At 72.2% G+C, this 20,048-nt stretch carries 20 protein-coding genes and 1 riboswitch; of the genes, 12 read left to right on the top strand and 8 right to left on the bottom strand.

The genetic code is table 11. From position 1 onward, the window contains the following. Positions 1-178 precede the first annotated feature (178 nt). The gene (locus ACZ4S3_RS14405; RefSeq protein ID WP_467932032.1) at positions 179-466 is read left to right on the top strand and encodes a hypothetical protein; all 288 of its coding nucleotides are present in this window, start codon (positions 179-181) and stop codon (positions 464-466) included. Between the two features lie 66 nt (positions 467-532). Here ACZ4S3_RS14405 and ACZ4S3_RS14400 read toward each other — a convergent pair whose 3' ends face one another. After that, the gene (locus tag ACZ4S3_RS14400; RefSeq protein WP_467932031.1) at positions 533-1,312 is read right to left on the bottom strand and encodes an aminotransferase class IV family protein; all 780 of its coding nucleotides are present in this window, start codon (positions 1,310-1,312) and stop codon (positions 533-535) included. 240 nt (positions 1,313-1,552) lie between these two features. Here ACZ4S3_RS14400 and ACZ4S3_RS14395 point away from each other — a divergent pair, with 240 nt between their 5' ends. Then, a complete protein-coding gene (locus ACZ4S3_RS14395) occupies positions 1,553-2,296 on the top strand; it encodes a DUF4232 domain-containing protein (protein WP_467932030.1) in 744 nt (247 codons plus the stop codon). Positions 2,297-2,631: 335 nt separating this feature from the next. Further along, positions 2,632-2,811, top strand: a complete 180-nt coding sequence (locus ACZ4S3_RS14390) for a DUF5708 family protein (RefSeq protein WP_467932029.1) — start codon at positions 2,632-2,634, stop codon at positions 2,809-2,811. 827 nt (positions 2,812-3,638) lie between these two features. Here ACZ4S3_RS14390 and ACZ4S3_RS14385 read toward each other — a convergent pair. The 4 genes from ACZ4S3_RS14385 to ACZ4S3_RS14370 all read right to left on the bottom strand — a co-directional run bounded on the left by ACZ4S3_RS14385 (position 3,639) and on the right by ACZ4S3_RS14370 (position 6,180). Continuing rightward, on the bottom strand, positions 3,639-4,094 hold the full coding sequence (locus tag ACZ4S3_RS14385; protein WP_467932028.1) for a DUF6344 domain-containing protein: 456 nt from the start codon (positions 4,092-4,094) through the stop codon (positions 3,639-3,641). Positions 4,095-4,430: 336 nt separating this feature from the next. Continuing rightward, positions 4,431-4,913, bottom strand: coding sequence for a DUF5994 family protein (locus tag ACZ4S3_RS14380; RefSeq protein ID WP_467932027.1), 483 nt, complete (start codon positions 4,911-4,913; stop codon positions 4,431-4,433). 47 nt (positions 4,914-4,960) lie between these two features. Continuing rightward, a complete protein-coding gene (locus ACZ4S3_RS14375; protein ID WP_467932026.1) occupies positions 4,961-5,947 on the bottom strand; it encodes an acyl-CoA desaturase in 987 nt (328 codons plus the stop codon). Next, positions 5,944-6,180, bottom strand: coding sequence for a hypothetical protein (locus tag ACZ4S3_RS14370; RefSeq protein WP_467932025.1), 237 nt, complete (start codon positions 6,178-6,180; stop codon positions 5,944-5,946). Before ACZ4S3_RS14370 ends, ACZ4S3_RS14375 begins: the two co-directional genes overlap by 4 nt. Positions 6,181-6,482: 302 nt before the next feature. Between ACZ4S3_RS14370 and ACZ4S3_RS14365 the strand changes: the two genes are divergently transcribed. Further along, positions 6,483-6,938, top strand: a complete 456-nt coding sequence (locus ACZ4S3_RS14365; RefSeq protein WP_467932024.1) for a tellurite resistance TerB family protein — start codon at positions 6,483-6,485, stop codon at positions 6,936-6,938. Positions 6,939-7,005: 67 nt separating this feature from the next. On the opposite strand, the gene ACZ4S3_RS14360 is transcribed toward ACZ4S3_RS14365, so the two are convergent. Continuing rightward, complete coding sequence (locus ACZ4S3_RS14360; RefSeq protein ID WP_467932023.1) at positions 7,006-7,581, bottom strand: TerD family protein; 576 nt, start codon at positions 7,579-7,581, stop codon at positions 7,006-7,008. Between the two features lie 224 nt (positions 7,582-7,805). Between ACZ4S3_RS14360 and ACZ4S3_RS14355 the strand changes: the two genes are divergently transcribed. The 4 genes from ACZ4S3_RS14355 (at position 7,806) to ACZ4S3_RS14340 (ending at position 11,267) form a co-directional block, all read left to right on the top strand. After that, positions 7,806-8,291, top strand: coding sequence for a BlaI/MecI/CopY family transcriptional regulator (locus ACZ4S3_RS14355; protein WP_467932022.1), 486 nt, complete (start codon positions 7,806-7,808; stop codon positions 8,289-8,291). Between the two features lie 3 nt (positions 8,292-8,294). Next, on the top strand, positions 8,295-9,260 hold the full coding sequence (locus ACZ4S3_RS14350) for a M56 family metallopeptidase (RefSeq protein WP_467932021.1): 966 nt from the start codon (positions 8,295-8,297) through the stop codon (positions 9,258-9,260). A gap of 228 nt (positions 9,261-9,488) precedes the next feature. Next, positions 9,489-9,662: a hypothetical protein gene (locus ACZ4S3_RS14345; RefSeq protein WP_467932020.1), complete on the top strand. Its 174-nt coding sequence runs from the start codon at positions 9,489-9,491 to the stop codon at positions 9,660-9,662. Positions 9,663-9,932: 270 nt separating this feature from the next. Continuing rightward, positions 9,933-11,267, top strand: coding sequence for an LCP family protein (locus tag ACZ4S3_RS14340; RefSeq protein WP_467932515.1), 1,335 nt, complete (start codon positions 9,933-9,935; stop codon positions 11,265-11,267). Between the two features lie 338 nt (positions 11,268-11,605). Here ACZ4S3_RS14340 and ACZ4S3_RS14335 read toward each other — a convergent pair whose 3' ends face one another. Then, a complete protein-coding gene (locus ACZ4S3_RS14335; RefSeq protein ID WP_467932019.1) occupies positions 11,606-11,878 on the bottom strand; it encodes a DUF1876 domain-containing protein in 273 nt (90 codons plus the stop codon). A 211-nt stretch (positions 11,879-12,089) separates the two neighbouring features. Here ACZ4S3_RS14335 and ACZ4S3_RS14330 point away from each other — a divergent pair, with 211 nt between their 5' ends. Beyond that, positions 12,090-12,458, top strand: coding sequence for a hypothetical protein (locus ACZ4S3_RS14330; RefSeq protein WP_467932018.1), 369 nt, complete (start codon positions 12,090-12,092; stop codon positions 12,456-12,458). A 120-nt stretch (positions 12,459-12,578) separates the two neighbouring features. Here the strand turns inward: ACZ4S3_RS14330 and cobN are convergent, their stop codons facing one another. Continuing rightward, positions 12,579-16,181: a cobaltochelatase subunit CobN gene (cobN, locus tag ACZ4S3_RS14325; RefSeq protein WP_467932017.1), complete on the bottom strand. Its 3,603-nt coding sequence runs from the start codon at positions 16,179-16,181 to the stop codon at positions 12,579-12,581. A 56-nt stretch (positions 16,182-16,237) separates the two neighbouring features. After that, positions 16,238-16,310: riboswitch (cobalamin riboswitch) on the bottom strand. A gap of 169 nt (positions 16,311-16,479) precedes the next feature. Between cobN and cobG the strand changes: the two genes are divergently transcribed. From cobG to ACZ4S3_RS14310, 3 genes are read left to right on the top strand one after another with little or no spacing between them, the layout of a single operon-like run. Then, the gene (gene cobG / locus ACZ4S3_RS14320) at positions 16,480-17,826 is read left to right on the top strand and encodes a precorrin-3B synthase (RefSeq protein ID WP_467932016.1); all 1,347 of its coding nucleotides are present in this window, start codon (positions 16,480-16,482) and stop codon (positions 17,824-17,826) included. Then, positions 17,823-18,455, top strand: a complete 633-nt coding sequence (locus ACZ4S3_RS14315; protein WP_467932015.1) for a precorrin-8X methylmutase — start codon at positions 17,823-17,825, stop codon at positions 18,453-18,455. Before cobG ends, ACZ4S3_RS14315 begins: the two co-directional genes overlap by 4 nt. A 44-nt stretch (positions 18,456-18,499) precedes the next feature. Next, positions 18,500-20,029 (top strand): precorrin-2 C(20)-methyltransferase, encoded by a 1,530-nt coding sequence (locus ACZ4S3_RS14310; protein ID WP_467932511.1) that lies wholly within the window; start codon positions 18,500-18,502, stop codon positions 20,027-20,029. Positions 20,030-20,048 lie beyond the last annotated feature (19 nt).

The following is a 20,048-nucleotide window of genomic DNA, read 5'->3' as shown; positions in this document are numbered from 1 at the left end:
CAGCACACACCTTCACCACAATTGTCGCTCTTGGGTCGCCAAGGGGAGTCGGCCAGGGAGGTACGGGTCTGCCGGGACCGGGGGATACGGGCCTGCCGGGACCGGAAGGTCCGGGATGCCGGGTTCGGGAGCGACGGTTTTACCCTGGACGTACGTGCCGCGATGCGGGAGGTGTGTCATGAGCCGGAGCCACCACTTCCACACGGATCAGGGTGACCACTCGATCACCGTGAACGTCGGGCCCTGCCGGGAGGGCGAGATAGAACTGCTGGTCAACGGCAAGGTGGTCGCGTATCGCAAGGTGCACGGCCGGGGCATGAACGTGCTCAGCGGGGAACTGCCCGGAGAGCCGGTCCATCCGTTCCGGGTCCTGGTGCGGGAGCCGTATCTCGTGCCGTCCACTCCCCGATGCACGCTGGAGCTGGACGGGGTGGAGCAGCCGATGCCGGAGCGGTTGGTCCTCTGAGCGGCACACCGGTGCGGCCGCCCCGTTACGTGGCGTAGCCGGCAGGGAACGGCCGACCGCTGCCGGCTAGAGCCGCTCGCCGCGCACCCCCAGAAACGCTTCCCGCAACGCGACGAGTACGGGGTGCGCCGCGTCCATCCGGATGTCATCGACGGCGCCGATCGCCCGTACCCCGATGGTGGTGTTGGTCGCGAACGCCGCCCGCATGTCCGGGAGTTCCTCGACGGCAACGGGCGCGAGGGCGGAGCCGTGCCGCTCCCGGAGCAGGGCCATGGTGACGCCCGGCAGCACATCGGCCCGGGGCCACACCACCTTGCCGCCCGCCTCGACGAAGCCCACGTTCCAGGTGGGGCCCTCGGAGACCAGCCCGTCGGGCCCCACGAACAGCGCATCGTCGTATCCGGCCAGCTGCGCCGCCCGCCGCTGGTGCAGAGAGCCGAACAGCCCGGTGTGCTTCACCTGGGCCACCTCCCGCTGATGCCGGACGGTCCGCACCCGCAGCGGCGGCAGCGGCAGCGCACCCGCCGGCCGGAGGTTCACCAGCACATGGGGGTCGTTCGCGGCGGCCGGGCGGCCGATGTCCAGCCCGGGATCGAGGACGGTGACCCGTACGACGAACGCCCCGGGCCGGTCGCCAACGGCCTCACGCAGGTACCGGCGCACCAGATCAGGGTCGAGACCCGTACCGAAAACCGTCCGGCAGTCGCGCACCAGACGCTCCAGGTGCCGGGACAGTCCGCGCACGTGCTGGTCGTCCACGCGCATCGAGGTGAAGTGACCGTAGTTGGTGAGCGCGAGGGTGCGCAGGGCGTCGGGGTCTGCGGGGTGTCCGTTCAAGAGCGCCATGGGGGCGAGTGTGTCAGCGGGGGCGAGCGACAGGCGGTAGGTGCCGTGGGGCGGTCATGGGGCGTGGGCCGGTCATGCGGCCGGGGCCGGTCATGGGGCGTGGGGTGGCCACAGGGCGCCGGGCCCGCTCGGGACGTTAGCGGCGTGTTAGTCGATCACCAGCGGCACCGGACAGTCTTGTGTCCACGGAACGAAGCACCGGCGCACAGCACGACCGCCCAAAGCCACCAGGGGGACCCCATGTCGCACCACACCACGCTCCACCGCGGACGCAAGACCGCTGTCGCCACGCTGATCGCCGCCGCTGCCGCGCTCGCGCTCACCGCCTGCCAGAGCGGCGGCAAGGCCGACGCCGCGAGCTCCCCGTCCGCCGCGTCCGACGCGTCCTCCACGGGCTCCACGGGCTCCACGGGCTCCACCGGTGGCGACTCCGGCTCCTCCTCGAATGCGGGCTCCTCGGGCGGCTCCGCCAAGACCGGCGGTACGGACACCGCCAAGAACACCTCCGCATCCGGCTCCCAGGCCGACGGCGGGTCCCCCGCACGCGGCACCGGCGCCCGCTGCACCACCGACAGCCTGAAGGCCGGCTGGGGCTCCGACGGCGGCGGCCGCCCGGACATGAAAAGCGACGCGCAGCAGGCCGCCGCCGTGTGGCTGAAGAACATCGGCAGCAGCGACTGCGTCATCAGCGGCTTCCCGGGCGTCCAGATCAAGGGCACCAACGGCACCTCCTGGGACCTTCGCCGCTCCGCCAAGAAGCCGGTCGCCGTGAAGCTGAAGCCGGGCGCGCACACCTCGTTCACCATCACGCTGGTGCCCTCGGTCAGCGCCGGCGACAACAAGATCGAGCCCGGCCAGGTCATCATCACCCCGCCGAACGAGAAGAAGCACTTCCAGCTCCAGTGGCCCTACGGCGGCGCCATCCTGGACCAGTCGGGCGCCACCCACCCGGGCACCTTCGTCAACCCGGTCAACGTTCCCTGATGCCGGCAGCGTCCCGCCGAGACGCACCACGAAAACGCCCCGGAGCACTGCTCCGGGGCGTTCCGGTTTCTTTTATCGGACGCCGAGTCATCCGTCAGCCGGATTCTGTCGAAGCTGAAACTGCGGAGCCGCGTGCAGGCGGCAATTCTTGCGCAGCGGCAGGGGATTTCGTGGCGGGAGTGAGGGGACTGTCCCGGGCACCGGTTCGCCGTACACAGAAAGTGGCAGGCGACGGGCGGGAATTGCCTACCTGCGGATGATCCGGATGCCCCGGCCGGGCGGGACGCTGGTTCCTGTCACCAGCTCCGAAACCATCCCAAGGGACGAGGAATTTCATGAAGGGCATTGCGATCGGCATTTTCCTGGCGATCGTCGGCGTGATCCTCTGGCTGACCACAAAGGAGGTGGAGACGCCGATCATCTCGCTCCACAAGGCGGGTCTGATTCTGGCGGTCGTCGGCGGCGCGGAGGCCTTGTTCGCGCTGGTGGGGCTGGGGAGGAAGGCGGGGAAGTAGGGGGAGTAGGGGGAGCAGGAGGTAGCCGCCGCCTTTCCACGCTTCCGGTTTCCCCGGTTCCCCGGCCCGGTTTCCCGGCCCCGGTTTCCCGGTTTGCCAGTCCCCGACCCCCGGTTCCCCTTGTCCCCCTCATTCACCCACCACTACGGCCGGATCCAGCGGAGGCATCTCATGACACAGCCCCAACGACCGCGCGCGTCCCCGGCACCGCCCTCTTCGGTGACATCGTCCTCGCCCACCCCGGCAGCGACCGCCGCACGTCCGTGCGGAAGTGGCTCGACGAACGCCGCGGCCGCGCCGGAGGAGGCGGGACCGACAAGCTCTGATTCCGATCCGTACGGAGGGGGCCCCGGCAGGCCGCCGTGTGCCGCCCCTCGGTGCGAAGAAGTCGTGCCCCGTCCTCTTCCCCCGGCTCCCCCGAGCCGGCCGGTCCGGGCACACAAAAGGCCCGGCGGTGTACGGAGTGAGTGCCGTGCACCGCCAGGCCGTCCGCTCGCCGGCCGCCGCATCGCGGGCCGGGCACGGAAGGAAGAATCTCGGCACAGCGCACCGGCCACACCCGGCGTACCGCTGTGCGTAAGGGGTCCCGGGCGGCTCGCGCACCGGAACGCAAGGCAATGCCTCTGCGCCACACGGATGTCACTCTCCGCGCGGCGCGACAATCAATATCCCCCTCGGAAGTCCCTCTCGGAAGTCCCTCTCAGAGGTCCCCTTCAGAGGTCCCTTGCGGAAGCCCTCTCGGAATTCCCTCTCGGAATCCCGTCGGCGCGGAGTCCGCACGCGCCATCCCGCCACAACGGCCGGCGGGCCTGGCCAGACAGGTCCGCTCAGGTGGTGCAGGCGGTGTGTTCGCGACGACGGGCCGCCGGGATGGCGGCGGTGGCCTCATGCCCGTTGTTGGTGTGCAGCGCGGCCGCGGCGGGGACCGTGGGCAGGGGCTCGGTGCTGGTGACGAGGCGGCTGCGGGAGGTGGGGGAAGCGCCGTGGGCCTCGGCACGGATGCGTTGCTTGATGGTCGGCGGGAGCTGAGGGCCGGCCAACCTCCGCTGCGCGTAGCCGACTTGGCCGTAGAGCGGCAGGGCGGGTGTGGCGGGTGTGGGTGGCAGCGAGGGCTCGGTGCGCGGCCGGGCGATGGTGGGGGCCGCGGTGCGCGGGGCGGGGCCATTCAGCGCGGCCTCCCGGCGGGCCGCCGAGGCGTGGGCGGAGACGCCCAGAGACGCGAGCAGCTTGCCGAGTACGGCAAGGCATACCGCCCAGAACTTCATGACCTTGGTCGCTGCCATGGCCCCTCACTTTCGGTCGGGATCTCAGCGGGAGAGGTGTGGGTGGTGCACAGCCGCTGGAGATCTGTTGCGTTTTCTTATGATGAGTACGCAATGCGAGGATCCGAGGATCGACGCCCGCAAATCGGCGTTCTTCGGATGAACACCATCCGGATGGAGTAGCCGCCCCCGGTGGGCGGCCGGTGGGCGGCTGCCGAGCGGCCGGTGGCTCGGCTGGTGATCGGCCGGTGGCTCGGCTGGTGAGCAAGGGCTACGGGCACCGGACGGCGGGACGATGCGGCTGAGCGGCACGGTGCGGGCGGGCGGGCCCGCACCGTGCCGCTCACGTACCGGCCCTCAGCCCGACGGCTCGCCGTCGGCCATGCCGTTCCCCGCCATCCCGGCCATGGCCTCCACGGCCTCCGCCTCCGGCGTGTCCGGCGGGATGATCAGCAGGTCCCAGCGGCCCTGGCCGGCCGCGACCAGGCAGACCGTGTCCGGGCCCGGCCGGATCGTCCTGGTCCGGCGCAGGCAGACGACATGGTCCGCGACCAGGATCCGGGACGGCAGCGCGGACCAGACCGTGCCGTTCACCGTGGCGTGGGTGATGCGGGGCCAGTCGAAGGGCAACGCCTGGAGCAGCTCGGGGAGTTCGTCCAGCAGGTCGGTGGAGTGCGGCCACCAGGCGCCGTCGATGCGCCGGATGACGGGGCCGGGCGGGGCGATGGTCAGGCGGGATACGGGCGGGGGCTCCGGGTGCTCGTGGGGCGGTGGTGCCGGGTGTGCGGAGACGCGTGGGGCCGGGTGGTCGTGAACGGGCCCGAGGGGCGCGGTGGTCATGGTGTGCTCCTGGCGGTGCACAGAGGGAGGGGTCCTGGTTCCCGGTCTCAGCTCGCCTCGATGCGGCGGGCCGCGACCCGGTCGGGATCCGGCCAGCGCACGTTCCACACCCAGCCGGCACGTTCGAAGAGCCGGATCAGGGCGGCGGATACGTCGATCTGGCCGCGGTCGACGCCGTGGCGGGCGCAGGTCGGGTCGGCGTGGTGCAGGTTGTGCCAGCTCTCGCCGAAGGAGAGCAGGGCCAGCGGCCACAGGTTCGTCGCCCGGTCGTGGCGGCGGGTGCGGAAGGGCCGTTCGCCGATGACATGGCAGAGGGAGTTCACGCTCCAGGTGACGTGGTGCAGCAGTGCGATCCGGAGGAAGCCCGCCCACAGGAGAGCGGTAAGGCCCGTGACCCAGGTGCCGCCGATGGCCCAGCCCAGCGCGAAGGGCAGGCCGAGGGTGACCAGGCACAGCGCGGGGAACGCCCGGTCGACGGCGCGGATGCCGGGGTCGGCGAGGAGGTCGGGGGCGTAGCGCTCGTGCGAGGTGGGGTCGTTGCCGAACAGCCAGCCGATGTGGGAGTGGACGAGGCCGCGCAGCTGTCCGCCCAGGCTGGTGCCGTAGCGGTACGGGGAGTGCGGGTCCCCCGGGCGGTCGGTGAAGGCGTGGTGGCGGCGGTGGGTGGCGACCCAGTCGATGACATCGCCCTGGAAGCTCAGCGATCCGGCGACGGCGAGCACGATGCGCAGCCCGGGGGCCGCGGTGTAGCTGCCGTGGGTAAGGCCGCGGTGGAAGCCGACGGTGACGCCCAGGCCGGAGATGACATAGAAGACAGCCAGAAGGACGAGGTCGAGGGTGCCGACGACGCTGCCCCACAGGAGGGGGATGGCGATCCCCAGGCCCACGAAGGGGGCGATGACGATGATGCCGGTGATCGTCACGTACATCCGGCGGCCACTGCTCGGCGGGGCTTGGGTGCCGCAGGTGGGGAACGGCGAGGTGCCGTCGTACTCGGGCGGCGAGGGGTCGGGGGGACGGGTCGCGGACGTCACCGGTTGCCGCCCCTCCACGGCGAGTCGTTGCGAGTGGCCGGCGGGGGCTCCGGTGGCTCGGCGAGGGGGCCGTCCTGGGGCCGCCTCGGCGTGCGGTGAAGGAACGGCGGATGCAGGTCCGCGTGGTGATGGATGGCCATCCGCCCCGCCTGCTGCCCGTTGAGCCGGGCGAGGAACAGCACGCCCAGCGCGATCAGCGCCAGGAGCACGACCACGGTCAACAGAATCTGCATCGTGCCTCACCTCACGGGGTTCGACCGCTGGGGCCGATGGACGGCAGGTGCCGCGCCCGGGGCGGTCACCGTCATCCCCTCGGTGATTACACCGTACCCGTATGACTCTCCTAAATCCCCCTATAGCAGTTGATTGCGGATTTCATGCGCTGAGGGCCCCTCTCCGTAACTTCTACAAGCCTGTAGATTTTACTTCTGCATGACCAAATCCGCATGACCAAATCCGCGTGACCAGATCCACGCGACCAGACCTGACCCGACCTGACCTGACCACCAGACCTGTGCGACCGAAGGAGAGACCCATGGCCCTGTGGGACCGGATCAAGGATTCCGCCCAGACGATGCAGACCCAGCTCGTCGCCAAGAAGAACGACCTCAAGAGCGGCGCCTTCCGGGACGCGAGCATGGCGATGTGCGCGCTGGTGGCGGCCGCGGACGGAACCGTCGACCCGACGGAGCGCCGGCGCGTGGCCCAGCTCATCGCCACCAACGAGGTGCTGCAGAACTTCGCCGCGGACGATCTGCAGCGGCGCTTCGACGGCTACCTGGACAAGCTCACCGCCGACTTCGACTTCGGCAAGGTCGGGGTGATGCAGGAGATCGGGAAGGTGAAGAAGAAGCCGGTCGAGGCGCGGGCCGTCGTCCAGATCGGGATCGTCATCGGCGGCGCGGACGGCGACTTCGACAAGACGGAGCAGGGCGTGGTGCGCGAGGTGTGCTTCGCGCTGGACATCGCGCCGGCGGAGTTCGACCTCTGAGCACGAGGGGCGGGAGGGGGCGCCGCGCCCCACTCCCGCCCCTCCCGCATCTCAGACGCTCACGGCCTCAGACGTTCACGCCGAAGTCGGCCGCGATGCCGGCCAGGCCGGACGCGTAACCCTGCCCGACCGCGCGGAACTTCCACTCCCCGCCGTTGCGGTAGAGCTCACCGAAGACCATCGCGGTCTCGCTCGAGGCGTCCTCGCTCAGGTCGTAGCGGGCCAGCTCCACCCCGTCCGCCTGGTTGACGACGCGGATGAACGCGTTACGGACCTGGCCGAAGCTCTGGCTGCGGCTCTCTGCGTCGTGGATGGAGACCGGGAAGACGATCTTCGTGATCTCGGCGGGTACGGCGGACAGCGTGACGTTGACCGCTTCGTCGTCGCCGTCGCCCTCGCCGGTCAGGTTGTCGCCGGTGTGCTGGACCGAACCGTCGGGGCTGGTGAGATTGTTGTAGAAGACGAAGTGCGCGTCCGAGGCGACCTTGCCGGCCTCGGTGCACAGCAGGGCGCTGGCATCCAGGTCGTAGTCGGTGCCCGTCGTCGTCCGCACATCCCAGCCGAGGCCGACCGTGACCGCGGTCAGTCCGGGCGCTTCCTTCGACAACGAGACGTTGCCGCCCTTGGCCAGCGAGACTCCCATGGTTTCCCTCCGTGTCAGGCTTGTCGGTGTCGGACCCGGCGTCGATCCCGGTGCCGGTGCCCGTCACCGTGCGGAACTTCAAAAACTACAGGACTGTAGAAGTTGATGGCCCGGGACCGGCGGCATCGGCCACATCCCGGTTCCCCGGCCGGGCGCGAGGGCGCCGATAGGATGCCCCGACGTCCCGGCCAGCGGGACACCCCGGCGCGACGGGAGGCGACGGCATGGGAGGCACGCCCTTCGGAAACGCGCGCGGCGGTTCCCTCGGTGATTCCTTCGGCGGCCCGTTCGGCGACTCCGGACGCCAGCGCTCCCGGCGCCGCGGACAGGGCCAGCTGGAGGCCCAGGTGCTCGGCGCGCTGCACTCCTCGCCCGACCCCGTCACCGCCGCCTGGGTACAGGAACGGCTCGGCGGCGACCTCGCGTACACGACCGTGATGACGATCCTGTCCCGGCTGCACGCCAAAGGGGCCGCCACCCGCGAACGCGTCGGCCGCTCCTACGTCTGGACGCCGGCCGCCGACGAGGCCGGGCTGGCCGCGCTGCGGATGCGCCGCGTCCTGGACGGCGAGCCGAACCGGGATGCCGTCCTGACCAGCTTCGTCTCCGCGCTCTCCGCCCACGACGAGCAGCTGCTGCGCACCCTCCTGGACCGCGCGACGGGCGAGGACCCGGCCCTCGGTGCGGACCCGGAAGCGCGCGGAGGCTGACCGGTGGGTGTCTTCGTGTTTCTGCCGCTCGTTCTGCCGCTCACCGTGCTGCCGATCGCCCGGCTCGCGGAGCAGCATCTCCATCCGCGCGGCAGCACCCGCCTGCTGACCCTGCTCGCCGCCGTCCTCGGCCTGTGCAGCACGCTCTGCCTGGGGCTCTTGGTGGTCGTCGGGACGGCACAACTGCCCGGCAACCCGCTGCCCGACGGCTGGTCCGACCCGGAGGTGCGGGCCGCGGTGCCCGGCGCCGAGGTCGCCGGCGCCGCCGCGATCCTCGCGCTGGCCGCCGCGCTCACCGTGTGCGGGGCCGCGCTGCGCCGCCACCGCCGGATCCGCGCCCGTACGCACCGCGCGCTGGAGGTGCTGCCGGGCGGCTCGGACACCGCGGTGCTGCCCGACGACGATCCGTACGCCTACGCCGTGCCCGGCACCCCCGGCCGCTTCGGCCGCCCCGGCAGGCCCGGCCGGATCGCGGTCTCCCGGGGCATGCTGCGCAGCCTGGACGGCGATGAGCGGCGCGCCCTGTTCGCGCATGAGCGGGCCCATCTGAACTGCCGTCACCACCGCTACCTGCTCGCCGTACGCCTCGCCGGCTGCGTCAACCCCCTGCTCCTTCCGCTGCGTTCGGCGGTCGCCTTCAGCACCGAGCGGTGGGCGGACGAGGAGGCCGCGCGGGTGGTCGGCGACCGGCGGCTGACCGCCCGTGCGGTGGGCAAGGCGGCACTGATAGCCCGCCCCGCGCCGTATCCGGGGCTGGCGCACTTCGCGGCGCCCGAACCGGGGCCGGTGCCGCGGCGGGTGGCGGCGCTGCTGGCGCCGGTACCGCCGGCCCGCAGCTGGCCGCCCGCGCTGACGCCGGCGGGCCTGGCCGCCCTCGTCGCGGCCGCGGGCACCGCCGCCTCCGCCCTCTCCGCGCTGAACGCGGCGGTAGCCCTGTTCGTCGTTCTGAAGGCGGCAACGCCGCTGTGAAGGCAGACTTAGCGCCAGTACTCTCCAGCTGCCCGCCCGGAGCTGTGATCCGTCGCACACCGGCCGACTTCTCGATCAACTTCTACAGCGCTGTAGAAACTGTCGGTAGGCTTGCGTCCCACACATGCGCAACACGCGCGGCCGGAGGGGGAGATGGCGACGAGGTGCGGACTCCTGACCTGGGACTGCCCGCCTCCAGACGGGGAGGTGCGATGGGTCTATCAACCCGTGGAGGTCCAATACCCCGACGGCACATGGGAGTTGGGACGGATCAGCGCCTGGTGGACGGACGGGACGGGCGAGGTGTGGTGCCGACTGCGCACCGTGCCCGGCGGCCCGCCCCCGCAGTGGCTGCGCTACGACCCGGAGGCCGTACGGCTGCTCCCCAACACCGGAATCTGACGGCCCGCGGCCCCCTGCCGCGCACGGCCGCCGGCGCCGGCCCCTCCTCGCATACGAAGCATCTGAAGGACCAGAAGGGCCACCGGCGTGGATGACAGGCAGACCCAACAGCTGACGGGGGTCCGACGGGCCGACCTCGGATCCGGCGCGTCCCGGTCGGGTGACGCACCCGCCGCGTCCCGCCGCGCCGCCGGATCCCGCCGGGCCGCGAAGGGCGCCAGATCCGCGGACGGGACCGCCGGATCGTCCCGCCGCTCCGGCAAGGTCCGGATGACCCGCCGCGGCCGGATCTTCGCCTGGACCGGTGGCGTGATCGGCGCACTGCTGCTCGGCGCGGGCGGCGTCGGCGTGTGGGCGTACGTCCAGCTGGACGGCAACCTCCGTGGCGTGGACATCGGGGTCGACGGCGACCGGCCCGCCAACCTCAGCCCCGGCTCCAAGAACATCCTGCTTGTCGGCTCCGACAGCCGCGCGGGCGCCAACGCCAAGTACGGCAAGGGCCTGACCACCATGCAGTCGGACACGCTGATGGTGCTGCACATCGCCGCCAACCGTAAGTGGGCGACCGCGCTCTCCTTCCCGCGCGACTCCTGGGTGCGGATCCCCGCCTGCACCCGCGGCAACGGCACGAGGTCCACGCCTCACAGTTTCAAGATCAACGAGGCGTTCTCCATCGGCGGCGACAGCGGCGACGTCGGCAAGGCCGCCAGCTGCACCATCAAGACCGTCGAGCAGAACACCGGGCTGCGGATCGACAACTTCGCCTCGATCGACTTCCAGGGCTTCAAGGGCATGGTCAACGCCCTGGACGGCATCGAGGTCTGCCCCAAGCACGCCATCCACGACAAGAAGGCCCACCTCGACCTGGAGGCGGGCTGCCAGACCGTACGGGACGAGAAGGCGCTCGGTTACGTCCGTACCCGCTACAGCGTCGGCGACGGCTCCGACCTCGGGCGGATCGGCCGCCAGCAGGAGTTCATGAAGGCGCTGGGCAAGAAGGCCCAGGACAAGCTGACCAACCCCACCGCCCTCTACGACTTCCTCAAGTCGGCCACCAAGTCCGTCATCACCGACAAGGACCTCAGGGGCCTCGATCCGCTCACCAGCCTCGCCTCGACGGTCAAGGACATCCCCAGCGACCGGCTCACGTTCGTGACCGTCCCCAACTACTACCGCGAGGCCGACGTCCCCACCGACCACGCCAATGTGGTCTGGCAGTACCCGCAGGCCGCCGACCTGTTCAGCGATATCGCCCACGACCGCGAGATCGGCACCACCGGCAAGAAGAAGCTCGCCGAGGCCGCAAAGAACCCGGTGACCGCGCACTCCGTACGGGTCCGTGTCCTCAACGGCACCGGCACCCCCGGCCAGGCCGCCACCGCCGCCGAACAACTGCGCAAGCTCGGCTTCACGGTCACTGCGACCGGCAACGCCCCCGCCACGGACAAGACCACGATCACCTACCCCGCCGCCCTGAAGACCCAGGCAGAAGTCCTCTCCGGCCATCTGCACGGCACCAAGGCCGACGAGTCGGCCGGGGCGACACCGGGCGAGGTGACACTGACAGTCGGGCCGGACTTCGTGAAGGAGGCGGCCGGGGGGTAGTCCGGGGGCCGCCCGGGGCTGGTCCGTGGTGGTCCCGGGTGCTCGTACCGCCTTCGTCAGCCGGCCGTCGCCCGGGAGGCGCGGCACCCCCGGACGGCCGCCCACCCCACCAGAGCTCCCAGCGCCACGCCCAGGGAGTTGTTCGCCGGTATGCCGCGACCGCGGCAACGACAAGGAGCAGTGTGAGCGCCGCCATCACGGCGCCGTGCGTTGAAGAGGGCATACGGGGACCTACGCCCGCGTGGCATGTCGTGCCATGCAGGCACGGGGTGCCCGTCATGAGAAGTTCATGAACCGCCGCGCCGGGCATCCCCTGCCGTGCTTGTCCCGTCCATCCCTCAGGACCGCAGCCGCTCCACCGGCTTGTCGGTGTGGACCTCGATGTCATGCGCGGCCCTCTGCAGCAGCTGATGGCTGAGGTCCGACAGCGCCCGTGCCGCCGAGAGTTCGTCCCCGATGGCGGGCACATCCTCATCCGACGGATTGCGACGGGCCGTCCCCTGGCCGACCATCTGCCCGCCTTCCTTACCCTTCAGCCTGGCCTCGGCCCGTATTTCACTGCCGGATTCGGTGATGCTGATCTCCGCGTCCCACATCTTCTGCTCGGTCACCGGAAGCCTCCTCGTACGTCCCCACGCAGCGCTCGTACCGCCCCCACAAAAATCGTCGCACCACGGCGCGTCGGCCGCACATGGGGCAAGCCGCACCACAAGCCGGGGGTTTGCCCCATGGCCGGGGGCGCGACGGCCCGCCTAGCCTCGCCGAAGGGGACGCAGGGCGCAGCACGGCCGGCTCCCCGGCGATTCCTTCCAGGACGACGCCGTGGTGGCGAAGAAGATCACGGCGGTACGGCTGGACACCGCCTCCGGCGGGGTCACGCTGCGCGGCGGCAAGGCCGGCGGCAAGGTGTCGGTACACCGCGCGGTCACCTACCACGGCGACCGGCCGGCGGGAGCCACGCACCGCGTCGAGGACGGCGTCCTGGTGCTCGGCGGCTGCGGCGACGACTGCTCGGTGAGCTACACGGTCGAGCTGCCCGCGGGGCTCCCGGTGAGCGGGTCGACCTCGAACGGGGCGGTTCGCCTGACCAACGTGGGCGAGGTCGAGGTGACCACCGGCTCCGGTGACATCGGTGTCACGCTGGACCTGACCACCAGCAACGGGTCCATCACCGCCGGCCAGGTGCGCTGAACCGACGGGGAGGCCGACGAGCGAGCCGGCCGGTGAACCGACGGGCCCACGGCCAGGTCGCAAAGCTGCCAGACCGCGAGCCCGACCCGATCCAAACGGCGGGCCCCTAGGGCGGGACGGTCAGTCCTCCCCCTCCAGCTCGCCCTCCGTCTCCAGGAAGGCCTCGCGGAGCGCCGCCAGCGTCGCGGCGTCCGGCTTCTCCCACATGCCGCGGGATTCGGCCTCCAGGAGGCGCTCGGCGATGCCGTGCAGGGCCCAGGGATTGGCGTCCTGGAGGAAGGCACGGTTCTCGGGGTCGAGGACGTAGGTCTGGGCGAGCTTGTCGTACATCCAGTCGGCGACGACGCCGGTGGTGGCGTCGTAGCCGAAGAGGTAGTCGACGGTGGCGGCCAGCTCGAAGGCGCCCTTGTAGCCGTGGCGGCGCATCGCCTCGATCCAGCGGGGGTTGACCACGCGGGCGCGGAAGACGCGGGAGGTCTCCTCGACCAGGGAGCGGGTGCGGACCGTCTCGGGGCGGGTGGAGTCGCCGATATACGCCTCGGGGGCCTTGCCCTTGAGCGCCTTGACGGTGGCGACCATGCCGCCGTGGTACTGGAAGTAGTCGTCCGAGTCGGCGATGTCGTGTTCGCGGGTGTCGGTGTTCTTGGCGGCGACCGCGATGCGCTTGTAGGCGGTCTCCATCTCGTCGCGGGCCGGGCGGCCCTCCAGCCCGCGGCCGTAGGCGTAGCCGCCCCAGACCGTGTAGACCTCGGCGAGGTCGGCGTCGGTGCGCCAGTCGCGGGAGTCGATGAGCTGGAGCAGGCCCGCGCCGTACGTACCGGGGCGGGAGCCGAAGATGCGGGTGGTGGCGCGGCGTTCGTCGCCGTGGGCGGCGAGGTCGGCCTGGGCGTGGGCCCGGACGAAGTTGTCGGCGGCGGGCTCGTCCAGCCCCGCGACCAGCCGTACGGCGTCGTCCAGGAGGCCGATGACGTGCGGGAACGCATCGCGGAAGAAGCCGGAGATGCGCAGGGTGACGTCGATGCGGGGGCGGCCCAGCTCGGCGAGGGGGAGGGGCTCGAGACCCGTGACGCGGCGGGAGGCGTCGTCCCACACGGGGCGGACGCCGAGGAGTGCCAGGGCCTCCGCCACATCGTCGCCGGAGGTGCGCATGGCGCTGGTGCCCCACAGGGACAGGCCCACCGACTCCGGCCAGTCGCCGTTGTCGGTGCGGTAGCGCTCCAGGAGGGAGTCGGCCAGGGCCTGGCCGGTCTCCCAGGCCAGGCGGGAGGGGACGGCCTTGGGGTCGACGGAGTAGAAGTTACGGCCGGTCGGCAGGACGTTGACCAGGCCACGGAGCGGGGAGCCGGACGGGCCGGCCGGGACGAAGCCGCCGTTCAACGCGTGCACGGCATGGTCGAGTTCGTCGGTGGTGGAGGCGAGGCGGGGGACCACCTGACGGGCGGCGAAGTCGAGGATGGCGTGGACCTGCTCCCCGTACCCGTCGGCCACGGACGCCACCGCCGCCGGGTCCCAGTCGGCGTCCTCCATCGCCTGGACCAGGGCGCGCGCCGTCTCCTCGGCCTGGTCGGCCGTCGTACGGGTCGCCGCGGACTCGTCCAGGCCGAGCGCCTCGCGCAGGCCGGGCAGGGACGAGGTGCCGCCCCAGATCTGGCGGGCCCGCAGGATGGCGAGCACGAGGTTGACGCGCGCCTCGCCGGCCGGGGCACCGCCCAGGACATGCAGGCCGTCGCGGATCTGGGCGTCCTTGACCTCACACAGCCAGCCGTCGACGTGCAGGAGGAAGTCGTCGAAGCCCTCGTCGTCGGGGCGGGCTTCCAGGCCGAGGTCGTGGTCGAGCTTGGCGGCCTGGATGAGCGTCCAGATCTGGGCCCGGATGGCGGGAAGCTTGGCCGGGTCCATGGAGGAGATCGCGGCGTACTCGTCGAGGAGCTGTTCCAGCCGGGCGATGTCGCCGTAGGACTCGGCGCGGGCCATCGGCGGAACGAGATGGTCGACGAGGGTGGCGTGCACCCGGCGCTTGGCCTGGGTGCCCTCGCCGGGGTCGTTGACCAGGAAGGGGTAGATGAGGGGGAGGTCGCCGAGGGCGGCGTCGGGCCCGCAGGCGGCGGACAGCCCGGCGTTCTTGCCCGGCAGCCATTCCAGGTTGCCGTGCTTGCCCAGGTGGACCATGGCGTCGGCGCCGAAGCCGCCGTCGTCGGCGGAGGCCGCGATCCAGCGGTAGGCCGCCAAGTAGTGGTGCGAGGGCGGCAGATCGGGGTCGTGGTAGATCGCGATCGGGTTCTCACCGAAGCCGCGCGGCGGCTGGATGAGGATGAGGAGATTGCCGCGGCGCAGGGCGGCGAGGACGATGTCGCCGTCGGGGTTGCGGCTGCGGTCGACGAACATCTCGCCCGGGGGCGGCCCCCAGTGCTGCTCCACCGACTCCCTCAGTTCCTGCGGAAGGGTGGCGTACCAGCGCTTGTAGTCGGCGGCCGGGATACGGACCGGGTTGCGGGCCAGCTGCTCCTCGGTGAGCCATTCCTGGTCGTGGCCGCCGGCCTCGATGAGGGCGTAGATCAGCTCGTCGCCGTCGCCGGAGGCCAGCCCCGGGACCTCGTCCGTACCGAAGTCGTAGCCCTCCGCCCGGAGGCGGCGCAGGAGGGCGACGGCGGAGGCCGGGGTGTCCAGGCCGACCGCGTTGCCGATACGGGAGTGCTTGGTGGGGTACGCGGAGAGGACGAGCGCCAGGCGCTTCTCGGCGGCCGGGATGTGCCGCAGCCGGGCGTGGCGTAGGGCGATGCCGGCGACCCGGGCGGCGCGCTCGGGGTCGGCGACGTAGACCGGGAGGCCGTCCTCGTCGACCTCCTTGAAGGAGAACGGGACGGTGATCAGCCGCCCGTCGAACTCGGGGACCGCGATCTGCGAGGCGGCGTCCAGCGGGGAGAGCCCCTCGTCGTTCTCCTCCCAGGCGGCGCGCGAGCCCGTCAGGCACAGGGCCTGGAGGATCGGCACGTCCAGGGCGGCGAGCGCGCCGGCGTCCCAGGACTCGTCGTCGCCGCCGGCCGAGGCCTCGGCGGGCTTGGTGCCGCCCGCGGCGAGGACTGTGGTGACGATGGCGTCGGCGGAGCGCAGGGCGTCGATCAGCTCGGGCTCGGGGGCGCGGAGGGAGGCGACGAAGAGCGGGCGGGCGCGGCCGCCGGCCTCCTCGATCTGCTCGCACAGCGCGCTGACGAAGCCGGTGTTGCCGCTCATGTGGTGGGCGCGGTAGTAGAGCACGGCGATGGTCGGGCCGTCGGTGTCGCGTGCCTCGCGCTCCAGGGGACCCCAGGTGGGTGCGGGGGCGGGCGGCTCGAAGCCGTGGCCGGTGAGCAGCACGGTGTCGGAGAGGAAGCGGGCGAGCTGGTCGAGGTTGGCCGGGCCGCCGTGCGCCAGATAGGCGTGCGCCTCGGCCGCGATGCCCACCGGGACGGTGGACTGCTCCATGAGCTGGGCGTCCGGCGCCTGTTCACCGGTGAGCACGATCACCGGCCGGTGCTGGTCCTCGGCGAGCAGCAGGTCCAGTCCCTCCTGCCAGGCGCGGATGCCGCCCAGGAGGCGTACGACGACGAGGTCGGTGCCCTCCAGGAGCGCGGGCAGCTCATCGAGACCGAGGCGGGCGGGGTTGGCGAGCCGGTACGGCACGGGCCCGGTGGCAGCGCGGGCGCTGAGCAGGTCGGTGTCGGAGGTCGACAGCAGCAGAAGCATGCGAGCGCAGGCCTTCCTCGGGGTGTCCGCGCCCCGGGTGGTCGTAAGGACGGCGGGAGTTCCTGGCTCGCCCGGCACCGGCCGGGTTCACAGTGGCGGGACCGCGCCGGATTCTCACCGGGCTTCCTCCCTCGGGCCCTGGAGCCCGGCGCCGTCGCTGGCGTCCGGCGGGCCAGCCGGCCCACCGACCTGCATAGTAAGGGGCCGGGGGTGGGTGAGGTAAGCGGGCGTCGGGACGAGGCCGGATCCCTCCTGCGGGCCGGATCCGCGGCGCACCGTCGTGGGTATGCTCGCCGCCATGCCGCCCTCCCCCTCACCGCGCCCCCGTGGGGCCCAAGCACCCGTACGGGACCGCGGTGACGCCTGTCCGGGAGCGCTGCGGCTGCACTCCGCCGCGGACGGGCACCTGGCACGAGTACGCGTGCCCGCAGGCGACTTGACGGTACGTCAGGCGGTAGCGCTGGGTGACGCCGCGGACCGGCTCGGCGACGGCCACCTCTCCCTGACGTCCCGGGGAAACGTGGAACTGCGCGGTCTGCCGGACGACTGTGGCGCCCGCCTCGCGACCCTGCTGCGCGACGCCGGTCTGCTTCCCTCCGAACGCCACGAACGCATCCGCAACATCCTCGCCTCCCCCCTCGCGGGACTCGACCATCACACCCCGCCTGACGTGCGGTTGTGGGCTCGGCGGCTGGACGCGCTGCTGTGCGCGAGCGCGTCGGCGGCGGCCCTTTCCGGCCGGTTTCTGTTCGTCCTGGACGGCGGGCGGGGCGATGTGGCGGGGCTCGGCGGGGATGTGAGCTTGGTCGCAGAGAAGGACGCCGACGGTGACCTCGGCGCGCTGCTGCGGGTGGGGGATGACGCGGCGGCGGTACGGATCGCCGGGGCGGATGTGCCGCGCGCCGCACTCGCCGCGGCCCAGGCCTTTCTCGCGGCCGCCGAGACCGCCGGGACCGGTGCCTGGCGGGTACGGGAACTGCCGGCCGGGCATGCGCTGACGGCGCGTGGAGTGGCGGAGCGGCTTCGGGCGGCCGGTATCGGGGCGGAGTACGTCGCGGCGCGGGCGGGCGGCGCCGCGTACCCGGACAAGGCCGGCCCCGCCGCCCCCGGCGTCATCGAGGGCCCCGACGGCCGCCGCGCCCTCTCCGTCCTCGCTCCGCTCGGCCGCCTCTCCCTCGCCCAATGGCGTCTGCTGACGGCCACGGCGGCCGGCCACGGCGCCGGCGACCTCCGGCTCACCCCCTGGCGCGGCGTCATCATCCCCGGACTGCCGGCCGCAACCGCCGCCCCCCGGCTGCGCGAACTGGCCGCCGCCGGGCTGATCACCGACCCCGACTCCCCCTGGTACCGGATCGGCGCCTGCACCGGCCTCCCCGGCTGCGCCAAGTCCCGTACCGACGTACGCGCCGACGCGACGTACGCCGTGACCAGCGGCACCGTCCCCGTGCCCGCGGCGGGCGAGGGCCTGCCCGTGTACTGGTCGGGGTGCGAGCGCCGCTGCGGCCATCCGCAGGGGGGCGCGTATATCGACATCCTGGCCGGCGCCGGCGCAGAAGGCGGCTACCGGGCCTCCCTCGTACGCCCCGAAGCCGCCGCCACCGCTCCATCGACCCCCGCAACTCCCACCACCCCGAGGGCGCAGTGACAGTGTTCGACTACGAGAAGGACGGCGCGGCGATCTACCGCCAGTCCTTTGCCACCATCCGCGCCGAGGCGGACCTCGCGGGCCTGCCCGCCGATGTCAGCCAGGTCGCGGTCCGGATGATCCACGCCTGCGGCATGGTCGACCTGGTACGCGATCTCGCCTACACCCCCGGCGTGGTGGCCGCCGCCCGTACGGCACTGCGCGCCGGCGCACCGATCCTGTGCGACGCCAACATGGTGGCCAGCGGCGTCACCCGCAAGCGGCTGCCCGCGGACAACGACGTCGTGTGCACCCTCACCGACCCCTCCGTCCCGGACCTGGCCGCCCGGATGGGGACCACCCGCAGCGCCGCGGCCATGGAACTGTGGCGGGACCGCCTGGAGGGCTCCGTCGTGGCGATCGGCAATGCCCCCACCTCCCTCTTCCGCCTCCTGGAGATGATCGAGGAGGGCGCGCCCCGCCCCGCCGCCGTCATCGGGATACCCGTCGGCTTCATCGGCGCGGCCGAGTCCAAGGACGCGCTGATCGCCCACCCGTCGAAGCTGGACCACATCGTGGTGCGCGGGCGGCGCGGCGGCAGCGCCATGACCGCGGCCGCGATCAACGCCATAGCGAGCGAGGAAGAATAAGCGTGAGCGAGCAGCAGGCCGACGCCGGCGTGAGCGAACAGCAGATGACCGGGGCCGTGGGGCCGATGGAGACCGCGGGCCGTCTGTACGGCGTGGGGCTGGGCCCCGGCGACCCGTCGCTGATGACCGTACGGGCCGTACAGGTCATCGCCCAGGCCGATGTGGTGGCCTATCACAGCGCCCGGCACGGACGCTCCATCGCGCGGTCCATCGCCGCCGAGCACCTCCGCGCCGACCACATCGAGGAAGCGCTGGTCTACCCGGTCACCACCGAGTCGACCGACCACCCGGGCGGGTACCGGGGCGCGCTGGACGAGTTCTACGAGAAGGCCGCGGCCCGCCTCGCCGCCCACCTGGACGCCGGCCGCACCGTGGCCGTCATCTCCGAGGGCGACCCGCTCTTCTACGGCTCCTACCAGCACATGCACAAGCGGCTGGCCCACCGCTACCCGACCGAGGTCATCCCCGGCGTCACCTCCATCAGCGCCGCCGCGGCCCGCCTGGGCAAGCCGCTCGCCGAGGCCGACGAGGTCCTGACGATCCTGCCCGGCACGCTCGGGGAAGAGGAACTGACGGCCCGCCTGGCCGCCACCGATGCCGCCGTCGTCATGAAGCTGGGCCGCACCTTCCCCACCGTCCGCCGCGCCATGGAGCGCTCCGGCCGCCTCCCGGAAGCCTGCTACGTCGAACGCGCCACCATGTCCGGCGAACGCACGGAGCGCTTGGACGCCATCGACTCCGACACCGTCCCGTACTTCTCCGTCGCCGTCGTGCCGAGCCGGATCGCCAACCCGGCGCCCGAGGCGGACGACCCGGCTTCGGGTGAGGTGGTGGTCGTCGGCACCGGCCCGGCCGGCCCCCTCTGGCTGACCCCAGAGTCCCGCGGTGCGCTGGCCGCCGCCGAAGACCTCGTCGGCTACACCACCTACCTCGACCGCGTCCCGGTACGCCCCGGCCAGCGCCGCCACGCCTCCGACAACAAGGTCGAGTCCGAACGCGCCGAACTCGCCCTGGACCTGGCCCGGCGCGGCCGCCGGGTGGCCGTGGTCTCCGGCGGCGACCCCGGCATCTTCGCCATGGCCACCGCCGTCCTCGAAGTCGCCTCCCAGGACCCCTACCGTTCCGTCCCCGTACGCGTCCTGCCCGGCGTCACCGCCGCCAACGCCGCCGCGGCCCGCGCCGGCGCCCCCCTCGGCCACGACTACGCGGTCATCTCCCTCTCCGACCGCCTCAAGCCCTGGGACGTCATCGCCGAACGCCTGCGCTCCGCGGTGGCCGCCGACCTGGTCCTGGCCCTCTACAACCCCGGCTCCCGCAGCCGCACCTGGCAGGTCGCCAAAACCCGCGAACTCCTCCTGGAACACCGCGCCCCCGACACCCCCGTCATCCTCGGCCGCGACATCGGCGGCCCCGAGGAATCCGTCCGCACGGTCCGCCTCGCCGACCTCGACCCCACCCAGGTCGACATGCGCACCCTGCTCATCATCGGCTCGTCGCAGACACAGGCGGTACGGCGCGAGGACGGGACGGACCGGGACGTGGTGTGGACGCCTCGGAGGTATCCGGAGGGGTGAGAACGGGCCGACGGACCCT

The sequence above is a fragment of the Streptomyces sp. NPDC028368 genome (assembly GCF_055565615.1).
This window is presented reverse-complemented; position numbering and strand designations above follow the sequence as displayed.

What these genes read in the sequence shown, in the direction of transcription:
- ACZ4S3_RS14390 (WP_467932029.1), top strand. Translation starts at nt 2,632, where the DNA reads ATGAAGGGCATTGCGATCGGCATTTTCCTGGCGATCGTCGGCGTGATC.
- ACZ4S3_RS14355 (WP_467932022.1), top strand. Translation starts at nt 7,806, where the DNA reads ATGGGAGGCACGCCCTTCGGAAACGCGCGCGGCGGTTCCCTCGGTGAT.
- cobN (WP_467932017.1), bottom strand. Translation starts at nt 16,181, where the DNA reads ATGCTTCTGCTGCTGTCGACCTCCGACACCGACCTGCTCAGCGCCCGC.
- cobG (WP_467932016.1), top strand. Translation starts at nt 16,480, where the DNA reads ATGCCGCCCTCCCCCTCACCGCGCCCCCGTGGGGCCCAAGCACCCGTA.
- ACZ4S3_RS14395 (WP_467932030.1), top strand. Translation starts at nt 1,553, where the DNA reads ATGTCGCACCACACCACGCTCCACCGCGGACGCAAGACCGCTGTCGCC.
- ACZ4S3_RS14385 (WP_467932028.1), bottom strand. Translation starts at nt 4,094, where the DNA reads ATGGCAGCGACCAAGGTCATGAAGTTCTGGGCGGTATGCCTTGCCGTA.
- ACZ4S3_RS14380 (WP_467932027.1), bottom strand. Translation starts at nt 4,913, where the DNA reads ATGACCACCGCGCCCCTCGGGCCCGTTCACGACCACCCGGCCCCACGC.
- ACZ4S3_RS14340 (WP_467932515.1), top strand. Translation starts at nt 9,933, where the DNA reads ATGACCCGCCGCGGCCGGATCTTCGCCTGGACCGGTGGCGTGATCGGC.
- ACZ4S3_RS14405 (WP_467932032.1), top strand. Translation starts at nt 179, where the DNA reads ATGAGCCGGAGCCACCACTTCCACACGGATCAGGGTGACCACTCGATC.
- ACZ4S3_RS14370 (WP_467932025.1), bottom strand. Translation starts at nt 6,180, where the DNA reads ATGCAGATTCTGTTGACCGTGGTCGTGCTCCTGGCGCTGATCGCGCTG.
- ACZ4S3_RS14365 (WP_467932024.1), top strand. Translation starts at nt 6,483, where the DNA reads ATGGCCCTGTGGGACCGGATCAAGGATTCCGCCCAGACGATGCAGACC.
- ACZ4S3_RS14400 (WP_467932031.1), bottom strand. Translation starts at nt 1,312, where the DNA reads ATGGCGCTCTTGAACGGACACCCCGCAGACCCCGACGCCCTGCGCACC.
- ACZ4S3_RS14360 (WP_467932023.1), bottom strand. Translation starts at nt 7,581, where the DNA reads ATGGGAGTCTCGCTGGCCAAGGGCGGCAACGTCTCGTTGTCGAAGGAA.
- ACZ4S3_RS14310 (WP_467932511.1), top strand. Translation starts at nt 18,500, where the DNA reads ATGACCGGGGCCGTGGGGCCGATGGAGACCGCGGGCCGTCTGTACGGC.